Genomic DNA, 26701 nt, shown 5'->3' with positions numbered 1-26701 from the left:
AATGATGAATTTTGTAGAAAGATATATAATGCCAACTGCAGCAAAGTTCGGTAACCAACGTCATTTATTAGCAATACGTGATGCTTTGATCGGTATGATTGCCATTACAATGGTAGGTTCGTTTGCAGTTTTATTTAATAATTTAGGCGGAGCAATCAAAGGCTACGACAAAATGATGGAAGCACTTTTTGGATTGAATTGGAAGACATTAGGCGGAGATATCTGGTGGGGAACATTCGCATTTATGACTGTTTTTGCGGTTGTAGGGATTGCTTATAAATTAGCTCGTTCATACGGTGATGAGGGATTTGAAGCAATGCTTGTAGCGTTAGCGTCATATTTCGTATTAGTACCACAATCGCTAAATGCTGTATCAGTTACTTTAGAAGATGGAGAAACGGCAACAGGTAGTGTTTGGGGATTAGTAAACTCTACTTATACTAATTCAACTGCACTTTTTACTGGAATAATCGTTGCAATTATCGCAACAGAAATTTTTGTTCGCTTATCAAAGGTAAAACGATTAGTCATTAAATTACCAGATGGTGTACCACCAGCAGTTTCAAAAGCTTTTGCGAAACTATTACCAGGTATGTTAACGATCTTTATTATCGCAATTATTGGATTGTTGTTCAGATTATATTTATCTGATGGCGTATATTTCAATGATTGGTTAAGTTCAGTACTTGTTAAGCCATTAACAAATGCTGCAGACTCATTACCATTTGCAATGGGTATCGCATTCTTTATTCACTTCTTCTGGATTCTTGGATTACATGGACCTAATATTCTGGGTGGAATTACAACACCATTATTTACAGCTTTAGGAAATGAAAATATTGATTTAGCAGCAAAAGGTGTTACAAAGTGGAGTGAATACAATGTAATGGCTGGCCAATTCTTTGATGCATTTGTTTTCTTAGGTGGATCAGGTGCTACCTTAGGATTAATCATTTCAATGATATTAATTAATAGAAAACGCAATAAACAAATGATTGCATTAGGGGGAGCACCAGGTTTATTCCAAATTAATGAACCAGTTCTTTTCGGATTGCCAATCGTATTAAATCCAATGTGGTTAATTCCATTTATAGGTACACCAATTATCTTAACAGTTATTTCATATTTAGCTATTTCATTAGGAATGGTTCACCCTGTAACAACAAGTATACCGTGGGTAACTCCACCAGTTTTAGGTGGTTGGCTGATTACAGGAGGACATTGGACAGGTGCAGCTTTAGCAGCATTTAACCTAATTATTTCAATAATCATCTATTTACCATTCGTTGCACTACAAGGACGTATGGAAGCTAAAAAAATGAGAGAAGCAGCAAATAATCAAAGTGCTGCGATGTAATGCAGTTTGAGGAGGATACGAAATGAGTACTGTAATGACGATCGAGCAAACAGCATTTCAATTAATCTTACACGCAGGTAACGCAAAAAGCTCATTAATGGAAGCAATGCAAGCCGCCCGAGCGGGTAATATAGAAGAAGCAAATAGTAAGATTGAAGAGGCAAAGATAGAACTAAATCATGCTCATCATGCGCAAACTTCATTAATTCAAGGTGAAGCACGTGGAGAGAATGTTCAATTAAGTATTTTATTAATCCATGCTCAGGATCATTTAATGAATGCTCTAACGATGAGAGATTTAGTATTAGAAATTCTTTTCTTACATGAAAAATTAAATAAATAAAAGAATATAGAAAAGTAGTTTTGGAGAATGAAAAACTACTTTTCTTCTATCATATAGAAGGAGTGAAGAAAATGAGAAACGGTATTAAAATAGCAACAATTGGTGGCGGTTCTAGTTATACTCCAGAATTAATTGAAGGATTTATTAAACGTTATGATGAACTACCTGTAAGAGAGTTATGGTTAGTTGATATTGAAGAAGGTAGAGAGAAACTTGAAATCGTTGGAAATCTTGCTAAAAGAATGGTAGAAAAAGCAGGGGTTCCTATGGAGATTCATTTAACACTAGATCGACGTGCTGCTCTAAAAGACGCTGATTTTGTCACGACTCAATTCCGTGTAGGATTATTAGAAGCTCGTATGAAGGATGAGCGTATTCCTTTAAAATATGGAGTAATTGGTCAAGAAACAAATGGTCCTGGTGGACTGTTTAAGGCACTCCGTACAATTCCAGTTATTTTAGACATCGTTAAAGACATCGAAGAACTTTGTCCAAATGCGTGGTTAGTAAACTTTACGAATCCTACAGGTATTTTAACAGAAGCGATTTTAAGATACACAAACTTCCGTAAAGTGGTAGGTTTATGTAATGTGCCAATTCATATTCATATGAATATCGCAAAAGCGCTTGGCGTAGAGTCTGAACGTGTTCACATTGATTTTATGGGATTAAATCACATGGTTTATGGTACAAAAGTATTATTAGATGGTGAAGATGTAACAAGTCGCGTTGTAAGTGAGTTTGCACGTCCTACTGAAAGTATGACAATGCAAAATATTAAAGCAATGGATTGGAATCCAGATTTTATCGAAGCACTGGGAGCAATTCCTTGTCCATATCATCGCTACTACTATCAATCTAAAGTAATGCTTGAAGAAGAACTTGAAGCAGCGAAAAAAGATGGTACTCGTGCTGAAGTTGTAAAAAAATTAGAAGAATCATTATTTGAATTATATAAAGACCCTAATCTTACTATTAAGCCACCACAATTAGAAAAACGCGGAGGAGCGTACTATAGTGATGCTGCATGTCGATTAATTTCTTCTTTATATAATAATAAAGGTGATATTCAACCTGTAAACACAATGAATAATGGTGCAATTGCATCAATTCCTGATGATTGTGCTGTTGAAGTAAGTGCTGTTATTACAAAAGACGGTCCAAAACCACTTACAATGGGTGATTTACCAGTTGCCGTACGCGGTTTAGTTCAACAAATTAAATCATTTGAACGTGTTGCCGCAGAAGCAGGTGTAACTGGTGACTATAAAACAGCGTTACTTGCAATGTGTATTAATCCACTAGTTGGATCTGATAATTTAGCTAAAGAAATTCTTGATGAAATGCTAGAAGCTCATAAAGAGCATTTACCTCAATTTTTCAAAAACGAAAAAGTAGCAGCAAATTAACGTTTTAATTGATTTAAAGGAGGGATGTAGCTCGAACAAAAGAGTACATCCCTTTTTGATGATACTAAAAGAAAAAGGGGAAGGAAAGATGACAAAACTGATTGTAAATGCAGATGATTTCGGATATTCAAAAGGTGTAAATTATGGCATTATTGAAGCTCACTTGAATGGCATAGTGAATTCTGCAACGATGATGATGAATATGTTTGCTGTAGAGCATGGAATTGAATTAGCAAAATTACATCCTACATTAGGACTTGGTGTACATCTTGTCTTAACAGCGGGAAAACCTTTATTAACTGATATACAAACAATTGTAGACCAAAATGGCGCATTTCTTAAGAACAGTTATTGGTATGATAATCCAGATGTTCATGTAGAAGAGGTAGAAAAGGAATGGGATGCACAAATTCAAAAATTCCTTTCTTATGGCTTGAAACCGACGCATCTCGATAGTCATCACCATGTACACATGATCCCTCTTTTACACCCAGTTATTGCGAATCTATCTCAAAAGTATGATCTTCCAGTCCGTGTTTCTCCAAACAGTCAGATTGATGGAATTAAACCATTTACGGACCAATTTTTAACAGATTTTTATGGAAATGAAATTCCAGTAACCTATTTCGAGACGATAAAAGAAAAAATCAATAAAGGCGTAGATTCTGTAGAAGTTATGGTGCATCCTGCTTTAGTAGATAATCATTTGAAAAATGGTACTTCATATTGTTTTGAACGATTAACAGAACTTGATATTTTAACGAATGCAAATCTTCCAGAGGGAGTAGAGCTAGTAAAATATTAATATAGAATGTAAAAAGCCAGTTTCTTCTAAGTGAAGTAACTGGCTTTTATCGTCTATTTTAATAGATATTTTTCTTTTTCTGCTCCTGTTGTTCTTTGTCATTTCTAGAATAAAATTCCATCAAATAACATATTTCATCATCAGGTATGATAATGTCACAAGATTCCTCAATTTGTTGCAGTATTTTTTTAATTTTTAAATATAGCAGATAGTCACTATTTATTTTATCTTCTTTGTCTTTAAATGGAATTAAAGGCTGTGAGTTTTGAATTCGATCAATCATGCAGCTCATATGAATAACAATTCCCATCAAATCCTCATTTTTGAAAAACTTATTTGTTTGGATTTGTATATCATTTAAAGCACGCCTAATCACACTGATGACTTTTTTAGCATCCTTTAAAGAAATCGTATCCTGTAATGTTTCTGCCATTTTTAAATACGTTTCTTCGTAAGTTATCAATTCTTGTATCGTCTTTGTCGCTTTCATATTTAATACATCTTGTAAATGGAATGTATTGAATGGAACATTTATATCAAAATTTGAAACAATACAAACGATGCTTCGTTCTTTAGATATATCATTTAACATTTTTTGTAATTCATCTTTATTTAAAAGGCTAATTGGTACGATTTCTAGCATCTCTTTATCATAGACCAAGTTATTCGCTAGTATATTTTTAATGGCTATTGCACTTCCCTGACCAGTCAGACACGCCGTTAAAATCACAGAACGATTAAATTCTGGTTGTTTCGCTTTATTCGCATGAGAATTGATGAAGAAAGTTGTTAAATTCCGCACATCTTGATAAAGCTCATCTAAATTATAACCTAGCGTTGCTTTTCTAGAAGCTTCTATAACATGTGCAGTACTTACCATTTGAATCACACGTACAGGAATTGTAAACTCAGCTTCAATTATGTCACCGATATACGCCAATGATCCCATATCGATGCAAAGTAGAATACCATTTAATTTACCTAAAGATTTAATATAGTCTTTTACACGAATTAAAAAATCCTGTGGAGGTTCACTTAATGGCATATCAATCCCGATAACTTCTTCATTTTCTAGCAGTTCGTTTGTTACATTCGCCATTTCTCTAGCAATTCCATTACCGTGAGCCAATACAATTACTTTTACGTTTGAACTCAACACTTTAAAATCTTCGTTTCCATATACAAAAAACATCGTAATAAATGCTACTTCATCAAATGGAATTGAAACATTTGAGAAATCTTCAATCATTTTTACACATTCGATTGAAACGGAAAACTCGTTTTTATATTGATCTCGAATTTGCGTTATATTTGGATGGTAAATCTTCTTGTTTGACTGAATTCGTTGTAATAGCGTTTGGATGTGTAGGCTAAGTGCCACAAGTATTTTTTCGTTAAATCTCTTATTTAGCTTTTCTTCTGCTAGTTTTAATACCTTTTCAGTTAGTGTAACAATTTCAGGCTTTATTATTTTTTGGACATTTTCTTTACTAGATAGTTTGCGATTAATAGAAGTTAAATAATGTGTAAAATAACTTTCAATATCGTTCTCCATTAGTAAAGATAACTCGTCCTGTGCAACGCCGCGTTGTTTCAGTTCTTCATATTTTGTGTCAATTCGATCATAAATTGTATCTGAAGAACGATCCATTTGTGAATTGCTTGTGATCCCTTTTGTTGGTGAAAATTCGAAATGCTCATTTAACAGTGTAATAGTATGCTTCACCTTTTTTTCGATGAATAAGCCTTCCTTCACATACCAGTTCAAATCTGTACTATAAATACGTACTTTGTCATGTTTATGCGTAATAAAATCTGCATAGGCTTTTGCACAAGCTAATTGAATGTCGGCTTTAAGTTGACCGATATTGTTTTGACACGGGTAAAAAAGAAAAGAGCGGATTGTATTTGCACTGACTACTATTTCTTTTCCAAGACGAAGACTTTCTTCAGTGAAAAATCGCTTAATGAGTGTAAATCTTTCTTCGTATGTTCGATCACGCAGTGCTGGCAATGTAATGACCATAGGAATTCGTCTTGTAAATGTTGATAATAAAGTTGATTTTGGATCTTCTGTTGTGGCTGAAATAATAAGAACATTCGACGTTCTCTCGTTCTCGGTCTCGCCTAGTCTTCTATACAACTTGTAATCTATAAATGTAAATAACATTTCTTGACCTTCAGGAGTAAGACGATGGACCTCATCTAAAAATAAAATTCCATTATTTGCTTTTTCTAGTAAACCCTTTTGCTCAGTTGCACCTGTATAAGCACCTTTTCTTACACCAAAAAGCTGACCTAGTAATAGTTGTGGATTATTCGCATAGTCTGCACAGTTAAAAATAATGAATGGAGAATCCTTTTCTAGAATATTTGACCGAATTGCGAAATCATGCATTCTTTTAGCAAAAGCAGATTTACCAACACCCGTCTCACCTAGAATTAATGTATGCATCCCATTTGGTGGATAAAGAATAGCTGATCTTGCTTTTTCAATCACAGGTCTTAAACTAATATTTTCTTCATAAAAATATTCATGTTTATACTCCGAACTTGCAGGACTGATTTGAGATTTATTCGTTTGTTGTATAGTATTAGATTGGAGTTTAAATACGACCGGTCTAGAATTTGTTTTAATTAATAGTCCTTCTTTGACTAATTTATTTAAATCACTGCTAACGTTTGCTCTGTCTAAACTTAGCTTTTGAGCGATTTCAATCGCAGTAAAACCTTGCTCCTTACTTTGAAGAAAAACTTTGTAAATCTGGTTTTTTCTATTCATAATGGCCCACCCATAATAAAGAGTTGTATACTTTTACTATACAGGAAAAAGTAAACGTTTTCACTATATTTTAATTAGTATAACAATTCGTCAAGTACTATGAAAAAGTTAAATATCGAGTAAAATAGTAATAAGGGAGTGAAGTAGTATGGAAATGAATTTAATGCAAAAACAATCATTGAAACTTGCGATGACTCAGGAACTACGACAAGCCATTACAATGCTTCAATTCAATGCCCAAGAACTTACTGATTTTTTATTTGAGCAATCATTAGAAAATCCCTTAATTGAAGTCGAAACTCCTTATACCGAATACTCTTCTTCAAAAATCAAACAACAAACTACTTCCAGCGGACAAGGAATGGAGTTATATACTCGAAGGACAGAGACATTACAAGAGGAACTTGTTAGTCAGTTAAATGAGTTGAAAATTGATAATGAGGAATATAGAATTATTAAATATTTGATTTATAACTTAGATAAAAATGGATTTTTGATGGAGTCAGATGAGGAGCTAATACAAGAATTAAATATATCTTATGTTCTGTTACAAATCTGCATTGAAATACTTCAACGTTTTGAACCCGCAGGAGTCGGGGCAAGATCCGTTAAAGAATGCTTATTAATCCAACTAAATGGCCTGGAGACTGATACAACAATTGCCAAACAGGTGATTAATGATTATTTTGACCTTTTTGTAAATAAGAACTGGAAAGAAATTGCAAAGAAGCTTAAGATTAGCTTGCCCGATTTGCAAAAAGAAATTGATTTAATTTTAACGCTTCAGCCTAGACCTGGTTTAAATTATTTCCAAGACCAAGTAAATTATGTGGCTCCTGATTTATCGGTTGAAAAAATAGGTGGAGAATTTGTTGTACTTATTAATGATAAAATTATGCCTCGTTTAAAAGTACTTAATGAATATTCTTCCATTTTAAATGGCCAACATGAGAAGGAAGTATCAACGTATTTAAAGGATAAAAATACACAAGTTAATTGGTTAATGAAGAGCTTAGAAGAACGTAAATCAACGATGTTATCAGTTATGAATTGTATTCTTCGAAAGCAAATAGCTTTTTTTGAAAAAGGCCCTGCCAATTTAAAAACTCTTACATTAAAAGAGATTGCTGAAGAGCTTTCATTACATGAGTCGACAATTAGTCGTACTTGTAAAAATAAATATGTACAGACACCGTTTGGATTATTTGAAATGAAGAAATTTTTCCATCAAGGCGTCAATGTTGATGGTGAAGAGCTTGCATCAACAAGTGTGCAAGTATTTATCAAGCAACTAGTAGATGAAGAAAACAAAGAAAAACCATTATCGGATCAAAAGCTTGTAGAATTATTAGCGGCAAAACATGGAGTGGAAATTTCTAGAAGAACTGTTGCCAAATATAGAGATATACTTAGAATTCCAGGTTCATCAAAACGAAAGCGCTTTAGTTAAAAGGAGAATTGGATGTCGATTAAATTAACATTATTTACAAAAGAGAATTGTGGATTATGTGAAGAGGCAAAAGAAGCAATTCGTTCGGTTCAATCGGATTATGAAATCGAAGTAAATGAAATTGATATTTATTCTGATGATGCATTATTAGAGGAATATCAACTAATGATCCCTGTTATTCAAATGAATGGGGAAACCGTTGCATACGGAAAAATTCATAAGATTGACATATTAAATGCAATTAATAGGTAGTTATCAGTTGAAAGAAATGAACGACCCTGTTACAATGTAAATGTAGCAGGGTTATTTCACTTCAGGAGTAAATCTTGTTCAAAAAAACAACGTTGAAAAACGCTGTAATTTTTTTAAAACAAGTGGGACATAATATGTCATAGTGGGACACATTTAGACCCAAGTGAATACTCTGTGAAAGAGGAGATGAAAATGAACCATATTTTAAAGCTACAACAAAAATTATTACCTGATCTAATACCTGTTATCCAAAAGAGATTTCAAATCTTACAGTATATACGAATTATGCAGCCGATTGGTCGAAGAAACTTGTCTGCAAGTGTAGGGTTAACAGAAAGAGTACTTAGATCAGAAGTTGCTTTATTAAAAGAGCAAAGATTGATTAATGTTGCATCTTCGGGTATGACATTAACGGATGAAGGCCTAAGTTTACTTCTAGACCTAGAAGAACCAATGCGTGAACTATTCGGTTTGAAAAACATCGAAGACTTGCTTAAAGATACATTTAATCTGAAGGAAGTCATTGTTGTTTCAGGTGATAGTGACGAACTGGACTGGGTAAAAAAGGAGATGGGTCGTGCTGCTGTCGGTTGTATAAACCAAAGGCTAGAAACAAATAATATTGTTGCTGTTACCGGTGGTTCCACTTTAGCTGCCGTAGCTGAAATGATGAATGATGAATCTAAAGATTTAAATACCTTATTTGTACCAGCACGAGGCGGCTTAGGCGAAGAAGTAAGAAACCAAGCGAATACGATTTGTGCAAAAATGGCTGAAATGGCAAAAGGTAATTATCGTTTACTGCATTTACCAGATGAACTTAGTGAAGAAGCATATCTCACTATGATGGAAGAACCAAGAGTAAAAGAGGTTCTAAATTTAATTCGATCTTCTTCAATTGTCGTACACGGCATTGGAGATGCATTTACAATGGCTAAACGAAGACAGTCTTCATCGGAACAGTTAGAAATCTTAACTGAATCTGAAGCTGTAGGAGAGGCATTTGGATATTACTTTAATGAAAATGGTGAAGTTGTTTACAGAGTAAGAACAATTGGTTTACAACTGAACGAATTGGAGAATATACCATATGTACTTGCAGTATCTGGAGGATCTTCTAAAGCTAAAGCAATGGCTTCTTTCTTAAAGAAAGGTCATGTAAATATCCTCGTCACAGACGAAGGAGCTGCAAAAGAGTTAATTAAAGGATGTTCCCTTTAAAATAAAAAGAGATTCTACCTATTAAAAGGAGGAAATTAAAAATGGCAACTAAAATTGGTATTAATGGATTTGGACGTATCGGACGTATGGTTTTCCGCGCAGCATTAAACAACCCAAACGTAGAGGTTGTAGCAATTAATGACTTAACAGACGCTAAAACTTTAGCTCACTTATTAAAATATGATTCAGTTCACGGTTCTGTAAATGCAGAAGTAGCAGTAAATGGCGATTCAATCGTTGTAAACGGAAGCGAAATTAAAGTAATTGCTGAGCGTGACCCAGCAGTTTTACCTTGGAGCGATTACGGAGTAGAGGTTGTTGTAGAATCTACTGGTCGTTTCACAGATAAAAAAGATGCTGAAAAACACTTAGGTGGATCAGTTAAGAAAGTAATCATCTCTGCACCAGCTTCTAATGAAGATATCACGATCGTAATGGGTGTAAATGATGACAAATACGATGCAGTTAGCCACAATGTAATTTCAAATGCATCTTGTACAACTAACTGTTTAGCTCCATTTGCTAAAGTATTAGACGAAAAATTTGGTATCAAACGTGGTATGATGACTACTGTTCACTCTTACACAAATGACCAACAAATTCTAGATTTACCACATAAAGATTTACGTCGTGCACGTGCTGCTGCAATGAGCATGATCCCAACAACTACTGGTGCTGCTAAAGCAGTTTCATTAGTATTACCTCAATTAAAAGGTAAATTAAATGGTGGTGCTGTACGTGTACCAACTGCTAACGTATCTTTAGTTGACTTAGTAGTAGAATTAAACGCTGAAGTTACTGCTGAAGAAGTAAATGCTGCATTTAAAGCTGCTTCTGAAGGTGAATTAAAAGGTATCTTAGGATATTCTGAAGAGCCATTAGTATCAATCGATTACAACGGTTGCACAAACTCTTCTACAATCGATGCATTATCTACAATGACTATGGAAGGTAACATGGTTAAGATCCTTTCTTGGTACGATAATGAAACTGGTTACTCAACTCGTGTAGTTGACTTAGTAGCTCACATCGCTTCAAAAGGTCTATAATTTTAATTGAAATTAATATGAGGGCGAGGGGAATTTCCTCCCCTCTTTTGTTTGATAAAAATCCTCTTTAGTCACTAATCCATCACAATTTTTAAAAATACTCTAGAAATAAATTCCAATTGATGTACATAATCTGTTAAAATTGCGGTGACAATATCACAGAATGGATACGACTTTGAATATGAGACGGATCAACAGTGGGATTGAACATGGATGAATAAAAACAGTACTGGAGGCACCTAAAATGAACAAGAAGTCATTACATGACATTGATGTAAAAGGGAAACGCGTATTTTGCCGTGTGGATTTTAACGTACCTATGGCAAACGGTGAAGTAACAGATGATACTCGTATTCGTGCTGCACTTCCTACGATTCAGTATTTAATAGAAAACGGAGCTAAAGTTGTTTTAGCATCTCACTTAGGACGTCCAAAAGGACAAGTAAATGAAGATCTACGTTTAAATGCTGTTGCTAAACGTTTAAGTGAAAAATTAGGTAAAAACGTTATAAAATCTGATGAAGCATATGGCCCTAAAGTTCAAGAAGAAATTAGCAAAATGAATGAAGGCGATGTTTTATTATTAGAAAATGTTCGTTTCTATCCAGGCGAAGAGAAAAACGACGAAGCATTAGCAAAAGAATTTGCTTTATTAGCTGATGTTTATGTAAATGATGCATTTGGTGCTGCACACCGTGCACATGCTACAACTGCTGGTATCGCTAAGCATATCCCTGCTGTAGCAGGCTTCTTAATGGAAAAAGAAATTAATGTTTTAGGTAAAGCATTATCTAATCCAGAACGCCCATTTACAGCTATTATCGGTGGAGCGAAAGTTCGAGATAAAATTGGTGTAATTGAAAACTTATTAGAAAAAGTAGATAACTTAATAATTGGTGGCGGACTAGCTTATACGTTCCTAAAAGCTAAAGGCTATGAAATTGGGAAATCTCTTTTAGAAGAGGATAAAATTGATTTAGCAAATGAGTTTATGCAAAAAGCTGAAGCTAAAGGTGTTAAATTCTACATGCCAATAGACGCAATCATTGCTGATAAGTTCGGTGAAGATGCAAATACCAGGGAAGTTGATATTGATAGCATTCCTGCAGACTGGGAAGCTCTTGATATTGGGCCGAAAACAACTGCTCTTTATGCAGATGTAATTAAAAGCTCTAAATTAGTTATTTGGAATGGACCTATGGGTGTGTTTGAAATCGACAAATTTGCCGGGGGTACTAAAGGAGTAGCACAAGCATTAGCAGAATCAGATGCATACTCAATTATCGGTGGAGGAGACTCAGCTGCGGCTGCTGAAAAATTCGGTTTAGCAGATAAAATGAGCCATATTTCTACTGGTGGTGGAGCTTCATTAGAATTTATGGAAGGTAAAGAGCTTCCTGGAGTTGCATTATTAAACGATAAATAAGTCTAGTAGCTTTACAATATTAAGTAATTGAAATAGAGTAAGATGTTATGTCTTACCAATTGTTAGGAAGGTGTTTCTCATGCGTAAACCAATTATCGCGGGTAACTGGAAAATGAATAAGACGCTTAGCGAAGCGATGACATTTGTTGAAGAAGTAAAAACTAGCATTCCATCATCTGATAAAGTAGATTCTGCTGTTTGTGCACCTGCACTATTTATTGCACCAATGTTATACGGTACAAAAGGAACTGAATTAAAAATTGGTTCTCAAAATGTAAGTGATAAAGATAGTGGTGCTTATACTGGAGAAATTAGCCCAGTAGCACTTAAAGACCTAGGAGTAACTTATGCTATTATCGGACACTCTGAACGTCGTGAATATTATGGCGAAACAGATGAGTTTATTAATAGTAAAACAAAAAAAGCTTTCGAACACGGTCTTACACCAATCCTTTGCTGTGGTGAAACACTTGAAGAGCGTGAAGGCGGTAAATTTGAGGAAGTTATTCGTACTCAATTAACAGCTGATCTTGCAGGTCTTACAGATGAGCAAGTGAAAAACTTAGTTATCGCTTATGAACCGATTTGGGCAATTGGCACAGGTAAATCTGCTACAGAAAAAGATGCACAAGATTCATGTAAATTTGTTCGTGATGTAGTAGCAAGTCTTTATGATGAGACTGTTGCTGAGTCAGTGCGTGTACAATACGGCGGAAGTGTAAAACCTGAAAACATTAAAGAATATATGGCTCAACCTGATATTGACGGTGCTTTAGTAGGTGGAGCAAGTTTAGAACCAGCTTCTTTCCTTGCATTATTGGAGGCTGTTAAGTAATGAGTAAACAACCAGTAGCGTTAATTATCCTAGATGGATTTGGTTTACGCGACGAAACATTTGGAAATGCTGTTGCACAAGCGAAGAAACCAAATTATGATAGATATTGGAATAAATATCCTCATGCGCAATTAACTGCTTGCGGTGAAGCAGTAGGTTTACCTGAAGGACAAATGGGTAATTCTGAAGTAGGTCATTTAAATATCGGAGCTGGACGAATTGTATATCAAAGCTTAACTCGTGTAAATAAGGCAATTCGTGAAGGTGAATTTGAAAAAAATGATACTTTCATGGATGCAATAAAGAGCGCAAAAGAAAAAGATAAAGCTTTACATATTTTTGGTCTATTGTCTGATGGCGGTATTCACAGCCATATTAATCACATGTTTGCTTTATTAAAATTAGCTGCTGAAGAAGGTATGAAGAAAGTATATCTACATGCTTTCCTTGATGGAAGAGATGTCGGTCCAACTACAGCTAAAAAATATATCGATCAAACAGAAGCAAAATTTAAAGAATATGGTGTAGGTGAATTTGCAACAATTTCTGGTCGTTATTATTCCATGGACCGCGACAAGCGTTGGGACCGTGTAGAAAAATGCTATTGTGCAATGGTATATGGAGAAGGTCCAACTTATAAAAATCCTTATGAATTAATTGAAGATTCGTATGCGAATGGAATCCATGATGAGTTCGTCTTACCTTCAGTAATGGTAAAAGAAGATGGGACACCAGTTGCAACAATAAGTGATGATGATTCAATTATTTTCTACAACTTCAGACCTGACCGTGCAATTCAAATCTCAAATGTATTTACAAACGAGGATTTCCGTGACTTTGATCGAGGAAGTAAGTTCCCGAAAAATGTTCATTTCGTTTGTTTAACACATTTTAGTGAAACAGTACAAGGCTATGTTGCATTTAAACCAACTAACCTTGATAACACTTTAGGTGAGGTTCTTGCTCAAAATAATTTAACTCAATTACGAATTGCTGAAACGGAAAAATATCCACATGTCACATTTTTCTTTAGTGGTGGTCGTGAAGCCGAGTTCCCGGGTGAAGAACGTATTTTAATCAACTCACCAAAAGTTGCGACATACGATTTAAAACCTGAAATGAGTGCTTATGAGGTAAAAGATGCATTACTTAAAGAAATTGCTGCTGACAAGCATGATGTAATCATCTTAAACTTTGCAAATCCTGATATGGTTGGACATTCAGGGAAACTTGAGCCGACAATTAAAGCAATTGAGGCAGTTGACGAATGTTTAGGAGAAGTAGTTGATGCAATTCTTGCAAAAGGCGGAAAAGCAATCATTACTGCTGACCACGGAAATGCTGATGAGGAAATTACACCTGAGGGTGAACCAATGACAGCTCACACGACTAACCCGGTACCAGTTATTGTAACTGATGAAGGTATTACGTTACGTGAAGATGGTATTTTAGGTGATTTATCACCAACTGTTCTTGCTCTATTAAAAGTAGAACAACCAAAAGAAATGACTGGTAAATCACTTATTAAATAAGTGAACAGTTAATTATAAAAAGTTTTTAAATATGCGTATAACGCAACAAAAGGAGAGATTTTATTATGTCAATGATTATTGATATTTATGCTCGCGAAGTATTAGATTCTCGTGGTAACCCTACTGTAGAAGTAGAAGTCTATACAGAAGATGGCGGTTTTGGCCGTGCATTAGTACCAAGTGGAGCTTCAACTGGTGAATACGAAGCTGTTGAATTACGTGATGGAGACAAATCTCGTTACCTTGGTAAAGGTGTTGAGAAAGCTGTAGCTAACGTTAATGATATTTTAGCAGAAGAAATCGTAGGATACGAAGTAACTGATCAAGTTTCAATCGACCGTCGTATGATTGAAGTAGATGGTACAGAAAACAAAGGTAAATTAGGTGCTAACGCAATCCTAGGTGTATCTATGGCAGTAGCTCGTGCAGCAGCTGATGAATTAGGTTTACCATTATACCAATACCTTGGTGGATTCAACGCAAAACAATTACCAGTTCCAATGATGAACATCATCAATGGTGGTTCTCATGCTGATAATAACGTAGACTTCCAAGAATTCATGATCTTACCTGTAGGTGCTAGCAGCTTTAAAGAAGCAATCCGTATGGGTACTGAAATCTTCCACAACCTTAAAGCTGTATTACACGACAAAGGTTTAAATACTGCTGTAGGTGACGAAGGTGGATTTGCTCCAAACCTTGGTTCAAACCGTGAAGCTTTAGAAGTAATCATGGAAGCAATTGATAAAGCTGGATACAAAGCTGGAGAGCAAGTATTCTTAGGAATGGACGTTGCTTCTTCAGAATTCTTCAACAAAGAAACTGGTAAATACGATCTTGCAGGCGAAGGACGCACTGGCGTATCTTCAGCTGAAATGGTTGATTTCTATGAGCAACTTTGCAATGATTTCCCAATCCTTTCAATTGAAGATGGTTTAGATGAAAATGACTGGGATGGCCACAAATTATTAACAGAACGTTTAGGTAACCGAGTACAATTAGTAGGTGACGATTTATTCGTTACAAACACTAAAAAATTATCTGAAGGTATCGAAAAAGGTATCGCTAACTCAATCCTTATCAAAGTTAACCAAATCGGTACATTAACAGAAACTTTCGATGCAATCGAAATGGCAAAACGCGCTGGTTATACAGCTGTAGTTTCTCACCGTTCAGGTGAAACTGAAGATAGTACAATTGCTGATATCGCAGTTGCTACAAACGCTGGTCAAATTAAAACTGGTTCTGCATCTCGTACAGACCGTATCGCTAAATACAACCAATTATTACGTATTGAAGACGAGTTAGGCGAAAGCGCAGTATACCAAGGATTAAAATCTTTCTACAACTTAAGAAAATAATTTAATCAAAACTAAGTGCAATAACAAAAAAACATAATCCATTATAGACATTTAAAAAGAGAAGGATCGTCACCTTCTCTTTTTTGTTTCTTTTTGTATCCACATCGTAATTGAAATTTTCATAAGTTGATTAATGATTCAGAAAAAGGTATAAAATAAATAAGGGATTGATTATTTAAGGATTTTAATGCTAATATAGGAATATATGTTCTTAGGAACGTTAGTTCTAATTATGGTGTTGAAGTACCTTAGTTAGATTACGAACTAAAGAAATTTTAAAAATAGAGAGGAGAAAAAATGACTACAACTACTACAACAACTTCAAATCCCTCAATGGCTTCTTTGTTAAAAAATCCTTTTATCCAGACGATACTTTCAGCGGGTTTGTTTATACAATTAGGAATTTGGATTCGTAATTTTGCAATTTTATTATTTGTTGTTGAAAAGACGAAAGGTAATGCTACAGCCGTATCACTTATTTCGGTTGCTGAATTTGCGCCGATTTTTATTTTTTCATTTATTGGCGGAACTTTTGCAGATCGTTGGAAACCAAAACGAACTATGATTTGGTGTGATATTTTAAGTGCAATATCAATATTCGTTATACTAATCGCGCTATTATTTGGCTCTTGGAAGTTTGTCTTTTTTGCAACATTAGTTTCAGCAATTTTGTCACAGTTTTCTCAGCCATCCAATATGAAATTATTTAAAGTGCATGTACCTGCTGAACAGATGCAAGCCGGTATGTCTATCTTTCAAACGATGATGGCGATTTTTATGATTTTAGGACCGGTGATCGGTACTTTTGTTTTTCAACAAGCCGGAATGGTTGTTTCAATGGGAATAGTAGGTATTGCTTTTCTTATGTCAGCACTAATTTTAACAAAGTTACCAAAAGATCCAGACGAAGAAAAAGTGGAACATACAACATCATTATGGGAAGAGATGAAGGTAGGATTTCAATACGTTTGGTCGCGAAAAATTCTTGTTTATTTAGGTGGAGTATTTGCAGCTGCAGGACTAGGTATTGGTCTTATCCACCCACTAACGATTTTTTTAGTAACTGAGCGACTGGGACTGGATAAAGAATATTTACAGTGGATATTTGCTGCTAATGGAGCAGCAATGATTATAGGTGGTGGTCTTATTATGGTAATTTCTAATAAGATGGCGCCACATGTTTTATTACTAATTGGTATGGCTGTAAATGCTATTGGTATTTTCATAATAGGTTGGTCTGAAATGTTTTGGCTAACACTAGTAACTGAATTCTTTATCGGATTATTTATGCCTGCACTCCACATTGGTATTAATACAATTATTTTGAAAAATACTGAAGAAAAGTTTGTAGGAAGAGTAAATGGAATATTAACACCATTATTTATGGGTGCTATGGTGATCACAATGAGTTTGGCAGGGGTTTTAAAGGAGCAATTTTCTTTATTCTCTATCTATCAAGTTTCAGCCTTATTGTTTATCATAGGAATACTTGTTATGGTTCCAATGTTTAAAATTATGAAAAATGTCGTAGCTGAAGCTAAGTCATAATGTTTTAAATTTTAAAAACCTGATTATTTATACAATCAGGTTTTTTTATGTAAAAGTCCATTCAATTTTGTGTTAGTTTTCTATTTTATAAGGAGTTTAGAAATTTGTGCGACTTTCTCATGATGTTCTAACCTTGAATAGTAATCATATAATTCTTTAGCGTATTTGTTTATATAACGCGTATGTTCAGTTAATTGAAAGTATGGTAGAACGTCCTTTTCTAGGAAGCTATAATACTGTTCGGATTTATTCTCTATACGGAGGATCAGAAGTTTGAAAACTAGTTGATAAAAGTGATTTTTCAATTGCTTTGCTAATAAAGCACCTTCTTGTGCCTTTTTCAGCAATCCTTTTTTTGGCTGTAGCTTTCCTTCGAAGCTACTTTCCACGCAATTAAATAGGCGATTAAGATAGGAAAGTGAAGCCTTTTCTGACATTCGAAGTGCTTCTTTATAGTATTTATACGCACTTGTGTAATTCTTTCTTTTAAAATGTTCAAAGCCTAAGTTGTTTAAAAGCATTCCTTTTTTTTCAGGAGCATGAAGTAATTCGCTTTGATAAATTAGATTTTGGTAGGACTCCGTCAACTCTTCTAGATCTAAGTGCAAATCGTTTCCAATTTGTAAAAGCAATAGTGCTTCAGTTGCGATTGCCATTAACGAGTTATTTGTTTCCCTAAAATGCCGAAGTGCTTTTTCTGCATACGCATAGGCCATTACTTTAGAATCGATACAATAATATGCTAATGCCAAGTCATACTGATATTCGAGATTGCCATACTCATCCTTATTGATTTTACGCAAGATTTTTATAGCTTTTTGATGATTTTCGTTCTTTGAGGTAATGCAATTGCATAAATAATAAATGCCCCATACATGATACAGTAAGTTTTTTTCGAAAGGACTAAGAGTCGGATAATCTTTTTGGACATGCTGTAAAATGGTAAATGTTTTTTCAAAATATTCCTTTATAATAAAGTATCTTGCCTGAAGCAGCTTATATAAGACAGCGTATTTAGAAAAAACAATCATCGGGATATTTTCTAGATCGTTATAAGTTTCCTCTATTTCTTTTATCTTTTTCATAATAATCGCCTTATGCCAACGATGAAGGTGATTTTCCATGTTTTCAAGACGGCCGATTTCTTCTTTTATATTTATGTGTAAGCGTTCTGATAATAATTCGATAATTTCCGAAGAGCAGGCCGTTTGACCTCGTTCAATTTTACTTACGTAAGAGAGGGTGCAAATACCTTTACCTAATTGTTCCTGCGTAAGGCCGGCTTTTTGGCGATAAAATTTAATGATTTCTCCCTCTAGCATTTAACTCGCTCCTTGTTCCTTTATAAAACCGATGATATAAGTTTAAAATTGTAACAATGAAGTAAGAAGTTGAGTAGAAATTTCTTACTCTATAGTTTGATTATTACGAATTTTGAAATATATTACAATTGGGTTAATCGATAGCACTTAATTAAGGATTTTTCTTTTTTAGATAAAATTTTATTGATTTTTTTAAAAGAAATGTCCCAATTATTTTTTTTGAAAATGATAATTCCTGTAACTATATTACTAGTCGGAAGCTAAAATGAGTGAGGGAATAGGTGTTTGATGAATCAAAAGTAGGATAAAAAATATTCTTAAAAATACGCAAAAAGGTTGTATTGTTGATAACCCTTATTTTCTAATGGTTATCCTTTTGGAAAATGGAAAAACCATGAATGAATAGAATGCACTCATGGTTTAAATAGTATAGAAGATTAGTAGACTCCTACAGAAGAGTATGCGTCCATTACAGCCTTTGTTTGGTTTGATGGTACGCCATTTTTATCGGGATACAAGTCACGTGAAGCTTGAATAGCAGCTTCGCGCATTTCTTTAAATCCAGAAGATGCAGTTAAGTAATTTGTTAATGCACGGTAATAGATTTTTTCAGCAGTACCTCTACCTAATTTCGTAATTGTATATCCGTTATTTGTGCCACCATTTGTTATTAAGTAAGCTGCTTTATTGTTAATACCGCTATTTATATGAACGCCACCATTATCTAATTCACCTATGTAACGGTCTTGGTATGTATCAGGATAATGACCTGATGGCATATAGCTTGTACTAACTTTTTTAGAAGCAGGATCACTCATCGAACGAAGTCCTCCGTCATTAGGAGTGTTAGGAGTTGTTATATCTTCTCCTAGTTCCCATTCTGTCACACCTGTAGTGTATTGTTGAGTAAATTCACCGAAAATATCAGCTAATGACTCATTTATGGCCCCAGATTCATTTTCATAAGTTAAGTCTGCCGTATGTTCGACAACACCATGTGTCATCTCATGACCAGTTACATCTAATCCACCAGACATTGATCCGTATCTAATTCCATCACCATCTCCGTATAGCATTTCTACACCGTTCCAACCAGCGTTATTCCATTTTGAGCCAACGTGAACTGAACTAATTAATGGCATCCCTTTATCATCTAAGCTATGACGTTTGTGTATGTTTTGATAGTATTTGCTTACTTTATCAGAGTTTACGTGAGCTGAGACAGCTGCAGGATTAAGGAACATGTTGTCTGTTCTGGTTGTTGTCACTTCCCAACCTGTAAATCCGAAAAGAGCTGAGAAGAGGTTAAATAGTGTTTCATCCGTACGATGTGCGTCAAAAGTAGCAATTGGAACAATCGTAGGAGCAGCGCTAGTTCCAGTTACAGAAGCACCATATAAATAGCTTGTACCTGTATTAAGATCCTTTCCAATAGGGAATGTTTGCATTTTTCCATGTGCATCCAGCCCTTTACCCATTACTGGTGATAGTGTCGCTGGATCTACTAAATTATCAATCGCATTAAAGTTATTAATAATTTCGCCATTTGTAGCATCTACAAAGTAATGGAAGTATCCTGGTGCTGGATTAGATGTTGAAGCCTTAACTACATATGCCAAGTAATGCTTCCCTTTAAATGGGTAGACCATTAATTGCGTATCGATTTTATCATAATTATTTACTGTGCCAATTTCTTTTTCAATACCCTCTTTAGCTGTTGCAATAGCATCTTCCTCGGAAATAGTCGCTTCTGTTGGAATAACTGTTCGAGCTAACTTTTGTGTGACATTACCAAATGAAGCATATACATTGTTATTTGCATCTAGAGCAACAGTTTGTCCTGATCCATAGATTGGAATTCCTTTGTACTGTTCAATTGTTCTTACATGGTAAGTATTCGTTTCGTTGTCAGCTTGTTCACTTACAATCTTAAATTGTTCCCATGCAGATCCCGATTTCATAAGATCAACAACTTTTGAATTTAGATATGCTTTTACAGCCTCTTCCTTACTTAAAGCTTGATTAACTGTTGCTGCACTTGCTTTTACATTTACAAATGAAGGTAAAGTTGACAGCCCTCCAAAAGCCACCGTTAAAGCCATTACAGCTGGAATAGCCGCTTTTTTACTTAGTCTTTTCTGTTGTTTCTTTTTCAAAAAACTCACTCCTTATGTGAAAGTATTGTTGAAACAATTTAAATTATTGGGAAAATTCCAAATAAAATCAATCGTTTTTAAGAAACTTCAATTTGAGATAATTTTGGCCAGTTATTTAAGCTTTTTTTAAGGTTTCGAGCAAAATCGTCAAAATTTTACACCATTTTTTAAGGGAAATATCTCGATATCAATTTTCTGATTATTCGGTAATAATGAATGCAAATAGATTTGTTTCGAAGAGAGGAATAAAAATGAGGAGAGCATTTCATAAAGTCATCCTGTTTCCTAGTTTATGCTGCATGTCCTTTTATGTAGGGTCTCAATTAGTAGGAGAAACAAAAGCGTCATTTTCAAGTCAAATTTCTCCAAAACCTATAACAGTAGCCGCAGCGTTTGTTTTTCCAGCAACCATCGAAATGCTGAATAAGCGAGCTGTGGATCTTGAAAATCAGATGCTTGGTAATTATGAATTGATTGTTGCAAATGCACCAGAACAATCATTACAAAAATTGCATGACAGACTTACTGAAATAACTGTGATTGAACGAAAGTTACACCAACAATCGAATAGTTTACAGCTTGTGTATGATGAAATGTCTTCTTATCACAATAGGTTGCAGGACCAAAAAACAACAGGAAATCAAACGTTCAGTTACGTGCTTGAAGGGTTTCAAAAAGTAGAACGCATTATAAAAGAGGTGCAAGATGAGATTGACTTTCAAAAAATATCCGATATTCGTTCTTCTGTTACGTTGCATATAAAGGAGCTAGAAGAAAAGGAAAAAGGCTTTGGGAATCATCTACATGACACTGATGAAGCTGCGAATCCAGCAAGCAATCAAGTAGCTAAAATGGACTCAAATATGAAAAAGCAGGTGAAAGAAATTGATAAAGAAACCATTGCGAATAGTAAGTAGTCTAGTAGGAAGTATTTTCCTAGTTATTGTATGTATATTAGCATTTGTTGTCCTTTCTTCTAGAATTGCTGGAGGAGAACCGACGATTTTAGGATACCAAGTCAAAGTAGTGTTATCCGGATCGATGGAACCAACATTCCAAACAGGATCTATCATTTCTATTAAGTTACGAAATAACCATTCTACTTATCAAAAAGGAGACGTTATTACATTTCGCAAAGATAAGGAGTTAATTACTCATAGAATTATTGACATACAAAAAGAGAGTGGAAAAGTCCTATATAAAACAAAAGGGGATCATAATAATGCTCCTGATTTATGGGAGGTTTCCACTGAGGATATAGTTGGTCAGTATACGGGCTTTACAATGCCATATATAGGCTATGCATTGGATTTTACTAAATCCAAAGAGGCGGGTGCTCTTTTATTGATTGTACCTGGCATAATAATGGTCATATCTGCAATGCGTTCAATCATTAGTGCAAAAAAAGAGTTGGAGATAAAAGAAGCGTAATAATACTGGTTAAATCTCGTGTGTAACCTTACGAGATGCGCACGAGTTTAATATATTTTTTACATAATAGAGGAGGATTTTATAATGGGATTTACACAAAAGATTACGAAAGGTGTTATGACTGCAGCGCTAGGGATGTCATTAATCGGTGGAGGAACATTTGCATATTTTAGTGACGTAGTTGATACACAAAATACATTTGCAGCGGGTACATTAGATTTAGGGATGAATCCAAATGCAGTAGTTAACATTAGCAATATTAAACCAGGTGACCAAATCTACCGTGAATTTACACTGGAAAACAATGGTACATTGCAAATTAGTAAGGTCTTACTTGATACAAAATACACTGTAGAAGATGTCAAATCAGACAATAATGAGGACTTGGCGAAAAATATTAAAGTTACAATTATGTACAACACAAGTAGTGCGACGAACACAGTTGTTGAAACAACATTGTATGACCTTCAAAACCAACAACCAGATATTACTGCTATAGATACTGGTACATCAGTTGGTTACAAGGCAGATGGCATTGTTCCTGGTGATAAAGAAAAAATCTTCGTATTATTTGAGTTTGTTGATAATGGAGATGACCAAAACGAATTCCAAGGTGATAAGTTACTAGTTAACTGGAAATTTAATGCACAGACAGAAGGTTCAACTTACCATGATGATACAGACCCAGATAACAATTAAGATTCAATTTTAAGGGAATAGGAAGTTTTGAAAAGGCCCACAAGGAGATTCTTGTGGGTTCTTTAAAGCTCTTTATTTTTATATTTAATCAATTATTTCTGAAGTTTGAGTTCATTATAAACTGACCTAGCTTATTTATTCCTTCTCGTCCTTCTTGCAAACCCAAACGCGATAATGAGCGCTCCAATTGAGTCTGCAATTAGATCTGTCATTGTATCAAAATTCCCACCACCTTGAGTCCTGGTTCCAAAGAATTGGTCCATATTAAATTCCCAAATTTCCCATATGGCTCCACAAAATACGCCAAAAGAAAGTACAAATAGAAAAATGAAACCAGCGGACATTTCACTCCGAGACTGTCTCGTTGTCAATTTTCCCATTAAATCAATTGCTAAAAAAGCGACTAGCGTGCCACTTAGAAAATGTAAGAGCGTATCCCACCAGCCTAAATTATAAAATCTAAGCATAGAACCAAGACACAAGGACCCAATTAAAAAAGTAAAATAAGAGGTAATAAACCCTAATGTAAATCGAATTTTGAAAAACTTATCTAATATGAGTGGAACGAGTGCACAAACGAAGCCACCTAGTGCGATTGGATATCGATAAGAATCGTCTTTCGTGAAGAAAATGACGAATAAGACAAGCATTACAATTGCAAAGACTATAGATAAAAATGTTTGTATGCCCCTTTTCATTTCGAATCCCCCATTCATTCTTTTTTTGTCTCAATTCAAATTATCAAAGCAAAATTTCAATTAAATGACATAAAAAGTTCATCATATTGATGATAAATTGTTAGAAAGTAGCCGTAAGAAGTAAGAAGATTTGAATTAGTATTAAATTATGGGTATGAGTCGCAAATAGTTGGGAGGATAATTATGAACTTTTTCGCATACTTAAAAGATTATATTTGGTATACTATTAAAACATATTTACTTCCATTAATTATTGTTATTCTTTCAATAGCAATTGTATTTTGGGGACTATTAGGTGATGAATTTTCAATACGAAACATACGATTAGAAATAATCTATTTCACTTGTTTTTTCTTAGTAGTATCTTTTACAACATATGAGATGAAGGGGCATAAAAATGAATAATTGGGAAGGATTAATTTCGGCGAAGGATCGAACAAAAATCTATTTGCGAAAATATATTCCTGCAAAACCAATTGCTGTGATTCAAATTGTACATGGAATGGCAGAGCATGGTGGGGCTTACGAGAAATTTATTGAATATTTAGTTCATAATCAGTTTGCAGTCTATATTCATGATCAAAGAGGTCATGGTAAAACAGCAGCGATCGAAGATGATCTTGGTTTTTTTGGGGAAGAAGTCGGTTGGGATGAAGTTGCTAAAGATATCATCTTTATTAGTAAGATGATACGAAATGAACTAAATGATATCCCGTTAATTTTATTTGGACATAGTATGGGGTCTTATTTGAGTAGACGAGTAGTTCAATTAAATGGGGTACTATACGATGGGCTAATAATTTCTGGAACCGGATATGATCCAGGAATACTAAGAAAATTAGGGGTCTTTATTTCAAGTGCAGAGGCATTCTTGATTGGTGCCAATAAGAGAAGTAAAATTTTAGACTTTTTAACTTTTGGGAACTTCAATAATCATTTTAAGTTTCCTAAAACAAAATATGATTGGTTAACAAGAGATGAAGCTGAGATTGATCGCTATATAAAAGATCAATATTGTGGTTTTATTTGTTCTTCAAGTTATTATCGCGAACTGTTGAAAGGGGTCGGAATTATTCATCGTAAAGAGGAAATAAAGAAGACACCAACTTCATTGCCAATTTATATTTTTTCTGGAGACAAAGATCCAGTTGGTCAAAATGGTGAGGGTGTAAAGAAGGTTTATGGTCTATATAAAGATATTGGATGTACAAATGTAAAGTTGAAATTGTATGAAGAAGGTCGCCATGAGATGCTTCATGAAATCAATAAAGATGAAGTTCATCAAGATGTAAAAACTTGGATAGAAGAAACAATCTTAAATCATTAAATAAGTATTGTACTCTCATATTGAAGTATAGTATTCTTCATAGTAGAATAGGAAGTAACAGTATTTTACTGTGGAGGTGAAGAAATGCATACGTTTTTATCTGTACTTTTAATTATTGTTTCAGTACTTATGATTGTTTTAGTTCTACTTCAATCTAGTAAAAGTAACGGCCTATCAGGTGCGATATCTGGTGGTGCTGAGCAACTGTTTGGCAAGCAAAAAGCTCGTGGTTTTGAACTAGTTTTACAACGAATAACAGTTGTTGTAGCAGTTATATTCTTCATTCTAACAATTGCTGTAACATATTTTAAACTGTAATAAACAAGCTGCCTAAATAGGTAGCTTTTTTATTTTACTAAAATTGTATGTCTGTTTTTTATGCGGTATATTAAATACTAATTGAAATTCTGTTAAATACTAGAAAGAAAATAGATAAAAATAGGAGGTAAGGATGAGAAAAATATACAGTATAGTAGGATTGTTTGTAATTACGCTTGGACTATTTTTGAGTGGCTGTAATAATAATACTGATAGTCAAAATCTCTCAAAAGAAGAAATAGTATCCAGAATTGAAAAAGATTCTAATAAGGTCGTTACAAGTATTGAAAAGGAAAGTAAATCTAAGTATGAGGTTGAAGTTTCAGAGAAAAATCATAAAAAAACGCTAATTGTTGATGCGAAAAATGCAAAAATCAAAAAGGAAGAAAAAGAGCGTGATTTTCTAGATGATCAAGCACTAGATTTATTATACAAAGATGAATTTGTCGTAACACCTGAAAAAGCAAAAGATATAGCATTAGATCAAGTAAATGGCGGTACGATTACCGAAATTGAAAAAGAAAAGGACGATGGGCAATTTTATTACAGTATCGAAGTGATGAAGGATCATATAAATTATACAATGGATATCGATGCCAAATCAGGCAAAATCGTTTCCCTTGAACAAGAAGATATTTTTCTAAATGATTAGAATAAAAAATACAGCCAAGGCTCGGCTGTATTTTAATATGTAGATTAACCTCTCATTGCAGCCCATTCTTCCTTACTTGGACCGTACATACCTGGAACAACTAGACCAGCTTGTCTCATTAATACAGTCATTTGACCACGGTGATGAGTTTGGTGTTGAATTGCCATACGAAGTAATGCGTGAATAGGCAATTCAAGGAATCCAAAAGCGTTAATGATTTGTTTTAGATCGCTTTCTTTCCATTCTGCTTGTGCTGCTTCAATCATTGCATTACTTACTTCAGCGTATTTTTCAGCAAGTTCTTTCGCAGTTCCAGGCATGTCTTCTTTATTCATAGAACCTTCGAATTGTAATCCTGATTGTGAAATAATCGCTTTAATTGCTGTAGTGATATGCCAAGCTAATTCTCCTAATGAGCTAAAATCTTCACCAATTGATTGATCAAGTGATTCATCTGTCATAGCATTTAGTAATTTGATTGTGCTAGCTTCTTCCATTTTCCACTCAGTAATAAATTCTTCAACATTATTAAACATAACGTATCCTCCTTTTGTTGGTTAAATGACCAACATTATTATTACCACACCTTTCATTAAATCATAACTAGTTAATTAAAAAAACTGTTTATTGGTAAATTCTTCAATTGAAAGGTAAAATAAAAGAACAATTTCTTTACGTAAAATTAGGTAAATATTATGATTCATTATTTATAATGATTATTAATTTAA

General features: G+C 34.3%; 25 protein-coding genes. 20 read left to right on the top strand and 5 right to left on the bottom strand.

Annotation, left to right across the window (positions count from 1 at the left end; translation table 11 throughout):
• Position 1 precedes the first annotated feature (1 nt).
• The 4 genes from COC46_RS10810 to chbG all read left to right on the top strand — a co-directional run bounded on the left by COC46_RS10810 (position 2) and on the right by chbG (position 3914).
• Positions 2–1357, top strand: coding sequence for a PTS sugar transporter subunit IIC (locus tag COC46_RS10810; protein ID WP_098809719.1), 1356 nt, complete (start codon positions 2–4; stop codon positions 1355–1357).
• Between the two features lie 34 nt (positions 1358–1391).
• Positions 1392–1700, top strand: a complete 309-nt coding sequence (locus COC46_RS10805; RefSeq protein WP_098809758.1) for a PTS lactose/cellobiose transporter subunit IIA — start codon at positions 1392–1394, stop codon at positions 1698–1700.
• A 71-nt stretch (positions 1701–1771) separates the two neighbouring features.
• Positions 1772–3109 carry a 6-phospho-beta-glucosidase gene (locus COC46_RS10800; protein ID WP_098809718.1) on the top strand — a complete coding sequence of 446 codons (1338 nt, stop codon included), beginning with the start codon at positions 1772–1774 and terminating at the stop codon, positions 3107–3109.
• A gap of 88 nt (positions 3110–3197) precedes the next feature.
• Positions 3198–3914 carry a chitin disaccharide deacetylase gene (chbG, locus tag COC46_RS10795; protein ID WP_098809757.1) on the top strand — a complete coding sequence of 239 codons (717 nt, stop codon included), beginning with the start codon at positions 3198–3200 and terminating at the stop codon, positions 3912–3914.
• A gap of 58 nt (positions 3915–3972) precedes the next feature.
• Here the strand turns inward: chbG and COC46_RS10790 are convergent, their stop codons facing one another.
• Positions 3973–6696, bottom strand: a complete 2724-nt coding sequence (locus tag COC46_RS10790) for a sigma-54-dependent transcriptional regulator (RefSeq protein ID WP_098809717.1) — start codon at positions 6694–6696, stop codon at positions 3973–3975.
• A 148-nt stretch (positions 6697–6844) separates the two neighbouring features.
• On the opposite strand from COC46_RS10790, the gene rpoN reads away from it, so the two are divergent.
• The 9 genes from rpoN to COC46_RS10745 all read left to right on the top strand — a co-directional run bounded on the left by rpoN (position 6845) and on the right by COC46_RS10745 (position 17370).
• On the top strand, positions 6845–8146 hold the full coding sequence (rpoN, locus tag COC46_RS10785) for an RNA polymerase factor sigma-54 (RefSeq protein ID WP_098809716.1): 1302 nt from the start codon (positions 6845–6847) through the stop codon (positions 8144–8146).
• Between the two features lie 18 nt (positions 8147–8164).
• Complete coding sequence (locus COC46_RS10780; protein ID WP_098809756.1) at positions 8165–8398, top strand: glutaredoxin family protein; 234 nt, start codon at positions 8165–8167, stop codon at positions 8396–8398.
• Between the two features lie 192 nt (positions 8399–8590).
• Positions 8591–9619 (top strand): sugar-binding transcriptional regulator, encoded by a 1029-nt coding sequence (locus COC46_RS10775; protein ID WP_098809715.1) that lies wholly within the window; start codon positions 8591–8593, stop codon positions 9617–9619.
• A 41-nt stretch (positions 9620–9660) separates the two neighbouring features.
• On the top strand, positions 9661–10668 hold the full coding sequence (gene gap, locus COC46_RS10770) for a type I glyceraldehyde-3-phosphate dehydrogenase (protein ID WP_098809714.1): 1008 nt from the start codon (positions 9661–9663) through the stop codon (positions 10666–10668).
• A 244-nt stretch (positions 10669–10912) separates the two neighbouring features.
• On the top strand, positions 10913–12094 hold the full coding sequence (locus tag COC46_RS10765; protein WP_098809713.1) for a phosphoglycerate kinase: 1182 nt from the start codon (positions 10913–10915) through the stop codon (positions 12092–12094).
• Positions 12095–12173: 79 nt separating this feature from the next.
• Entirely contained in the window at positions 12174–12929 is a 756-nt protein-coding gene (tpiA, locus tag COC46_RS10760) for a triose-phosphate isomerase (RefSeq protein ID WP_098809712.1), read from the top strand.
• Positions 12929–14461, top strand: coding sequence for a 2,3-bisphosphoglycerate-independent phosphoglycerate mutase (gene gpmI / locus COC46_RS10755; RefSeq protein WP_098809711.1), 1533 nt, complete (start codon positions 12929–12931; stop codon positions 14459–14461). The genes tpiA and gpmI overlap by 1 nt, the downstream gene beginning before the upstream one ends.
• A gap of 65 nt (positions 14462–14526) precedes the next feature.
• Positions 14527–15822, top strand: coding sequence for a phosphopyruvate hydratase (gene eno / locus COC46_RS10750; protein WP_098809710.1), 1296 nt, complete (start codon positions 14527–14529; stop codon positions 15820–15822).
• Between the two features lie 297 nt (positions 15823–16119).
• A complete protein-coding gene (locus tag COC46_RS10745; protein WP_098809709.1) occupies positions 16120–17370 on the top strand; it encodes an MFS transporter in 1251 nt (416 codons plus the stop codon).
• An 80-nt stretch (positions 17371–17450) separates the two neighbouring features.
• Here the strand turns inward: COC46_RS10745 and COC46_RS10740 are convergent, their stop codons facing one another.
• Together COC46_RS10740 and COC46_RS10735 are read right to left on the bottom strand one after the other, a co-directional pair.
• Complete coding sequence (locus COC46_RS10740) at positions 17451–18692, bottom strand: helix-turn-helix domain-containing protein (protein WP_098809708.1); 1242 nt, start codon at positions 18690–18692, stop codon at positions 17451–17453.
• Positions 18693–19129: 437 nt separating this feature from the next.
• On the bottom strand, positions 19130–20794 hold the full coding sequence (locus COC46_RS10735; RefSeq protein ID WP_098809755.1) for a M4 family metallopeptidase: 1665 nt from the start codon (positions 20792–20794) through the stop codon (positions 19130–19132).
• A 305-nt stretch (positions 20795–21099) separates the two neighbouring features.
• On the opposite strand from COC46_RS10735, the gene COC46_RS10730 reads away from it, so the two are divergent.
• The 3 genes from COC46_RS10730 to COC46_RS10720 all read left to right on the top strand — a co-directional run bounded on the left by COC46_RS10730 (position 21100) and on the right by COC46_RS10720 (position 22978).
• Positions 21100–21765 carry a DUF4047 domain-containing protein gene (locus tag COC46_RS10730; protein ID WP_176545124.1) on the top strand — a complete coding sequence of 222 codons (666 nt, stop codon included), beginning with the start codon at positions 21100–21102 and terminating at the stop codon, positions 21763–21765.
• Positions 21737–22279: a signal peptidase I SipW gene (gene sipW / locus COC46_RS10725; protein WP_176545127.1), complete on the top strand. Its 543-nt coding sequence runs from the start codon at positions 21737–21739 to the stop codon at positions 22277–22279. Before COC46_RS10730 ends, sipW begins: the two co-directional genes overlap by 29 nt.
• 84 nt (positions 22280–22363) lie before the next feature.
• A complete protein-coding gene (locus tag COC46_RS10720) occupies positions 22364–22978 on the top strand; it encodes a TasA family protein (RefSeq protein WP_098809705.1) in 615 nt (204 codons plus the stop codon).
• A gap of 131 nt (positions 22979–23109) precedes the next feature.
• Here the strand turns inward: COC46_RS10720 and COC46_RS10715 are convergent, their stop codons facing one another.
• Complete coding sequence (locus tag COC46_RS10715; protein ID WP_255294872.1) at positions 23110–23676, bottom strand: DUF2238 domain-containing protein; 567 nt, start codon at positions 23674–23676, stop codon at positions 23110–23112.
• Positions 23677–23859: 183 nt separating this feature from the next.
• On the opposite strand from COC46_RS10715, the gene COC46_RS10710 reads away from it, so the two are divergent.
• The 4 genes from COC46_RS10710 to COC46_RS10695 all read left to right on the top strand — a co-directional run bounded on the left by COC46_RS10710 (position 23860) and on the right by COC46_RS10695 (position 25973).
• Positions 23860–24081: a hypothetical protein gene (locus COC46_RS10710; RefSeq protein ID WP_098809703.1), complete on the top strand. Its 222-nt coding sequence runs from the start codon at positions 23860–23862 to the stop codon at positions 24079–24081.
• Positions 24074–25003, top strand: coding sequence for an alpha/beta fold hydrolase (locus COC46_RS10705; RefSeq protein WP_098809702.1), 930 nt, complete (start codon positions 24074–24076; stop codon positions 25001–25003). Before COC46_RS10710 ends, COC46_RS10705 begins: the two co-directional genes overlap by 8 nt.
• Before the next feature lie 84 nt (positions 25004–25087).
• Positions 25088–25321, top strand: a complete 234-nt coding sequence (secG, locus tag COC46_RS10700; RefSeq protein ID WP_098809701.1) for a preprotein translocase subunit SecG — start codon at positions 25088–25090, stop codon at positions 25319–25321.
• A 133-nt stretch (positions 25322–25454) separates the two neighbouring features.
• Positions 25455–25973 (top strand): PepSY domain-containing protein, encoded by a 519-nt coding sequence (locus tag COC46_RS10695; RefSeq protein WP_098809700.1) that lies wholly within the window; start codon positions 25455–25457, stop codon positions 25971–25973.
• Between the two features lie 44 nt (positions 25974–26017).
• Here COC46_RS10695 and COC46_RS10690 read toward each other — a convergent pair whose 3' ends face one another.
• Positions 26018–26509 carry a DinB family protein gene (locus COC46_RS10690; protein ID WP_098809699.1) on the bottom strand — a complete coding sequence of 164 codons (492 nt, stop codon included), beginning with the start codon at positions 26507–26509 and terminating at the stop codon, positions 26018–26020.
• Positions 26510–26701 lie beyond the last annotated feature (192 nt).

This window comes from Bacillus sp. AFS041924 (genome assembly GCF_002577195.1).
Taxonomy (GTDB): domain Bacteria; phylum Bacillota; class Bacilli; order Bacillales; family Bacillaceae_G; genus Gottfriedia.
Note: the sequence above shows the minus strand (reverse complement) of the source record. Positions and strands in the feature narration are given on the sequence as shown.

What these genes read in the sequence shown, in the direction of transcription:
- COC46_RS10695 (WP_098809700.1), top strand. Translation starts at nt 25,455, where the DNA reads ATGAGAAAAATATACAGTATAGTAGGATTGTTTGTAATTACGCTTGGA.
- COC46_RS10790 (WP_098809717.1), bottom strand. Translation starts at nt 6,696, where the DNA reads ATGAATAGAAAAAACCAGATTTACAAAGTTTTTCTTCAAAGTAAGGAG.
- COC46_RS10710 (WP_098809703.1), top strand. Translation starts at nt 23,860, where the DNA reads ATGAACTTTTTCGCATACTTAAAAGATTATATTTGGTATACTATTAAA.
- COC46_RS10690 (WP_098809699.1), bottom strand. Translation starts at nt 26,509, where the DNA reads ATGTTTAATAATGTTGAAGAATTTATTACTGAGTGGAAAATGGAAGAA.
- COC46_RS10715 (WP_255294872.1), bottom strand. Translation starts at nt 23,676, where the DNA reads ATGAAAAGGGGCATACAAACATTTTTATCTATAGTCTTTGCAATTGTA.
- COC46_RS10735 (WP_098809755.1), bottom strand. Translation starts at nt 20,794, where the DNA reads ATGGCTTTAACGGTGGCTTTTGGAGGGCTGTCAACTTTACCTTCATTT.
- gpmI (WP_098809711.1), top strand. Translation starts at nt 12,929, where the DNA reads ATGAGTAAACAACCAGTAGCGTTAATTATCCTAGATGGATTTGGTTTA.
- rpoN (WP_098809716.1), top strand. Translation starts at nt 6,845, where the DNA reads ATGGAAATGAATTTAATGCAAAAACAATCATTGAAACTTGCGATGACT.
- COC46_RS10805 (WP_098809758.1), top strand. Translation starts at nt 1,392, where the DNA reads ATGACGATCGAGCAAACAGCATTTCAATTAATCTTACACGCAGGTAAC.
- COC46_RS10705 (WP_098809702.1), top strand. Translation starts at nt 24,074, where the DNA reads ATGAATAATTGGGAAGGATTAATTTCGGCGAAGGATCGAACAAAAATC.
- COC46_RS10720 (WP_098809705.1), top strand. Translation starts at nt 22,364, where the DNA reads ATGGGATTTACACAAAAGATTACGAAAGGTGTTATGACTGCAGCGCTA.
- secG (WP_098809701.1), top strand. Translation starts at nt 25,088, where the DNA reads ATGCATACGTTTTTATCTGTACTTTTAATTATTGTTTCAGTACTTATG.
- COC46_RS10740 (WP_098809708.1), bottom strand. Translation starts at nt 18,692, where the DNA reads ATGCTAGAGGGAGAAATCATTAAATTTTATCGCCAAAAAGCCGGCCTT.
- chbG (WP_098809757.1), top strand. Translation starts at nt 3,198, where the DNA reads ATGACAAAACTGATTGTAAATGCAGATGATTTCGGATATTCAAAAGGT.
- COC46_RS10800 (WP_098809718.1), top strand. Translation starts at nt 1,772, where the DNA reads ATGAGAAACGGTATTAAAATAGCAACAATTGGTGGCGGTTCTAGTTAT.
- COC46_RS10730 (WP_176545124.1), top strand. Translation starts at nt 21,100, where the DNA reads ATGAGGAGAGCATTTCATAAAGTCATCCTGTTTCCTAGTTTATGCTGC.
- COC46_RS10765 (WP_098809713.1), top strand. Translation starts at nt 10,913, where the DNA reads ATGAACAAGAAGTCATTACATGACATTGATGTAAAAGGGAAACGCGTA.
- gap (WP_098809714.1), top strand. Translation starts at nt 9,661, where the DNA reads ATGGCAACTAAAATTGGTATTAATGGATTTGGACGTATCGGACGTATG.
- tpiA (WP_098809712.1), top strand. Translation starts at nt 12,174, where the DNA reads ATGCGTAAACCAATTATCGCGGGTAACTGGAAAATGAATAAGACGCTT.
- COC46_RS10810 (WP_098809719.1), top strand. Translation starts at nt 2, where the DNA reads ATGATGAATTTTGTAGAAAGATATATAATGCCAACTGCAGCAAAGTTC.
- COC46_RS10745 (WP_098809709.1), top strand. Translation starts at nt 16,120, where the DNA reads ATGACTACAACTACTACAACAACTTCAAATCCCTCAATGGCTTCTTTG.
- eno (WP_098809710.1), top strand. Translation starts at nt 14,527, where the DNA reads ATGTCAATGATTATTGATATTTATGCTCGCGAAGTATTAGATTCTCGT.
- COC46_RS10775 (WP_098809715.1), top strand. Translation starts at nt 8,591, where the DNA reads ATGAACCATATTTTAAAGCTACAACAAAAATTATTACCTGATCTAATA.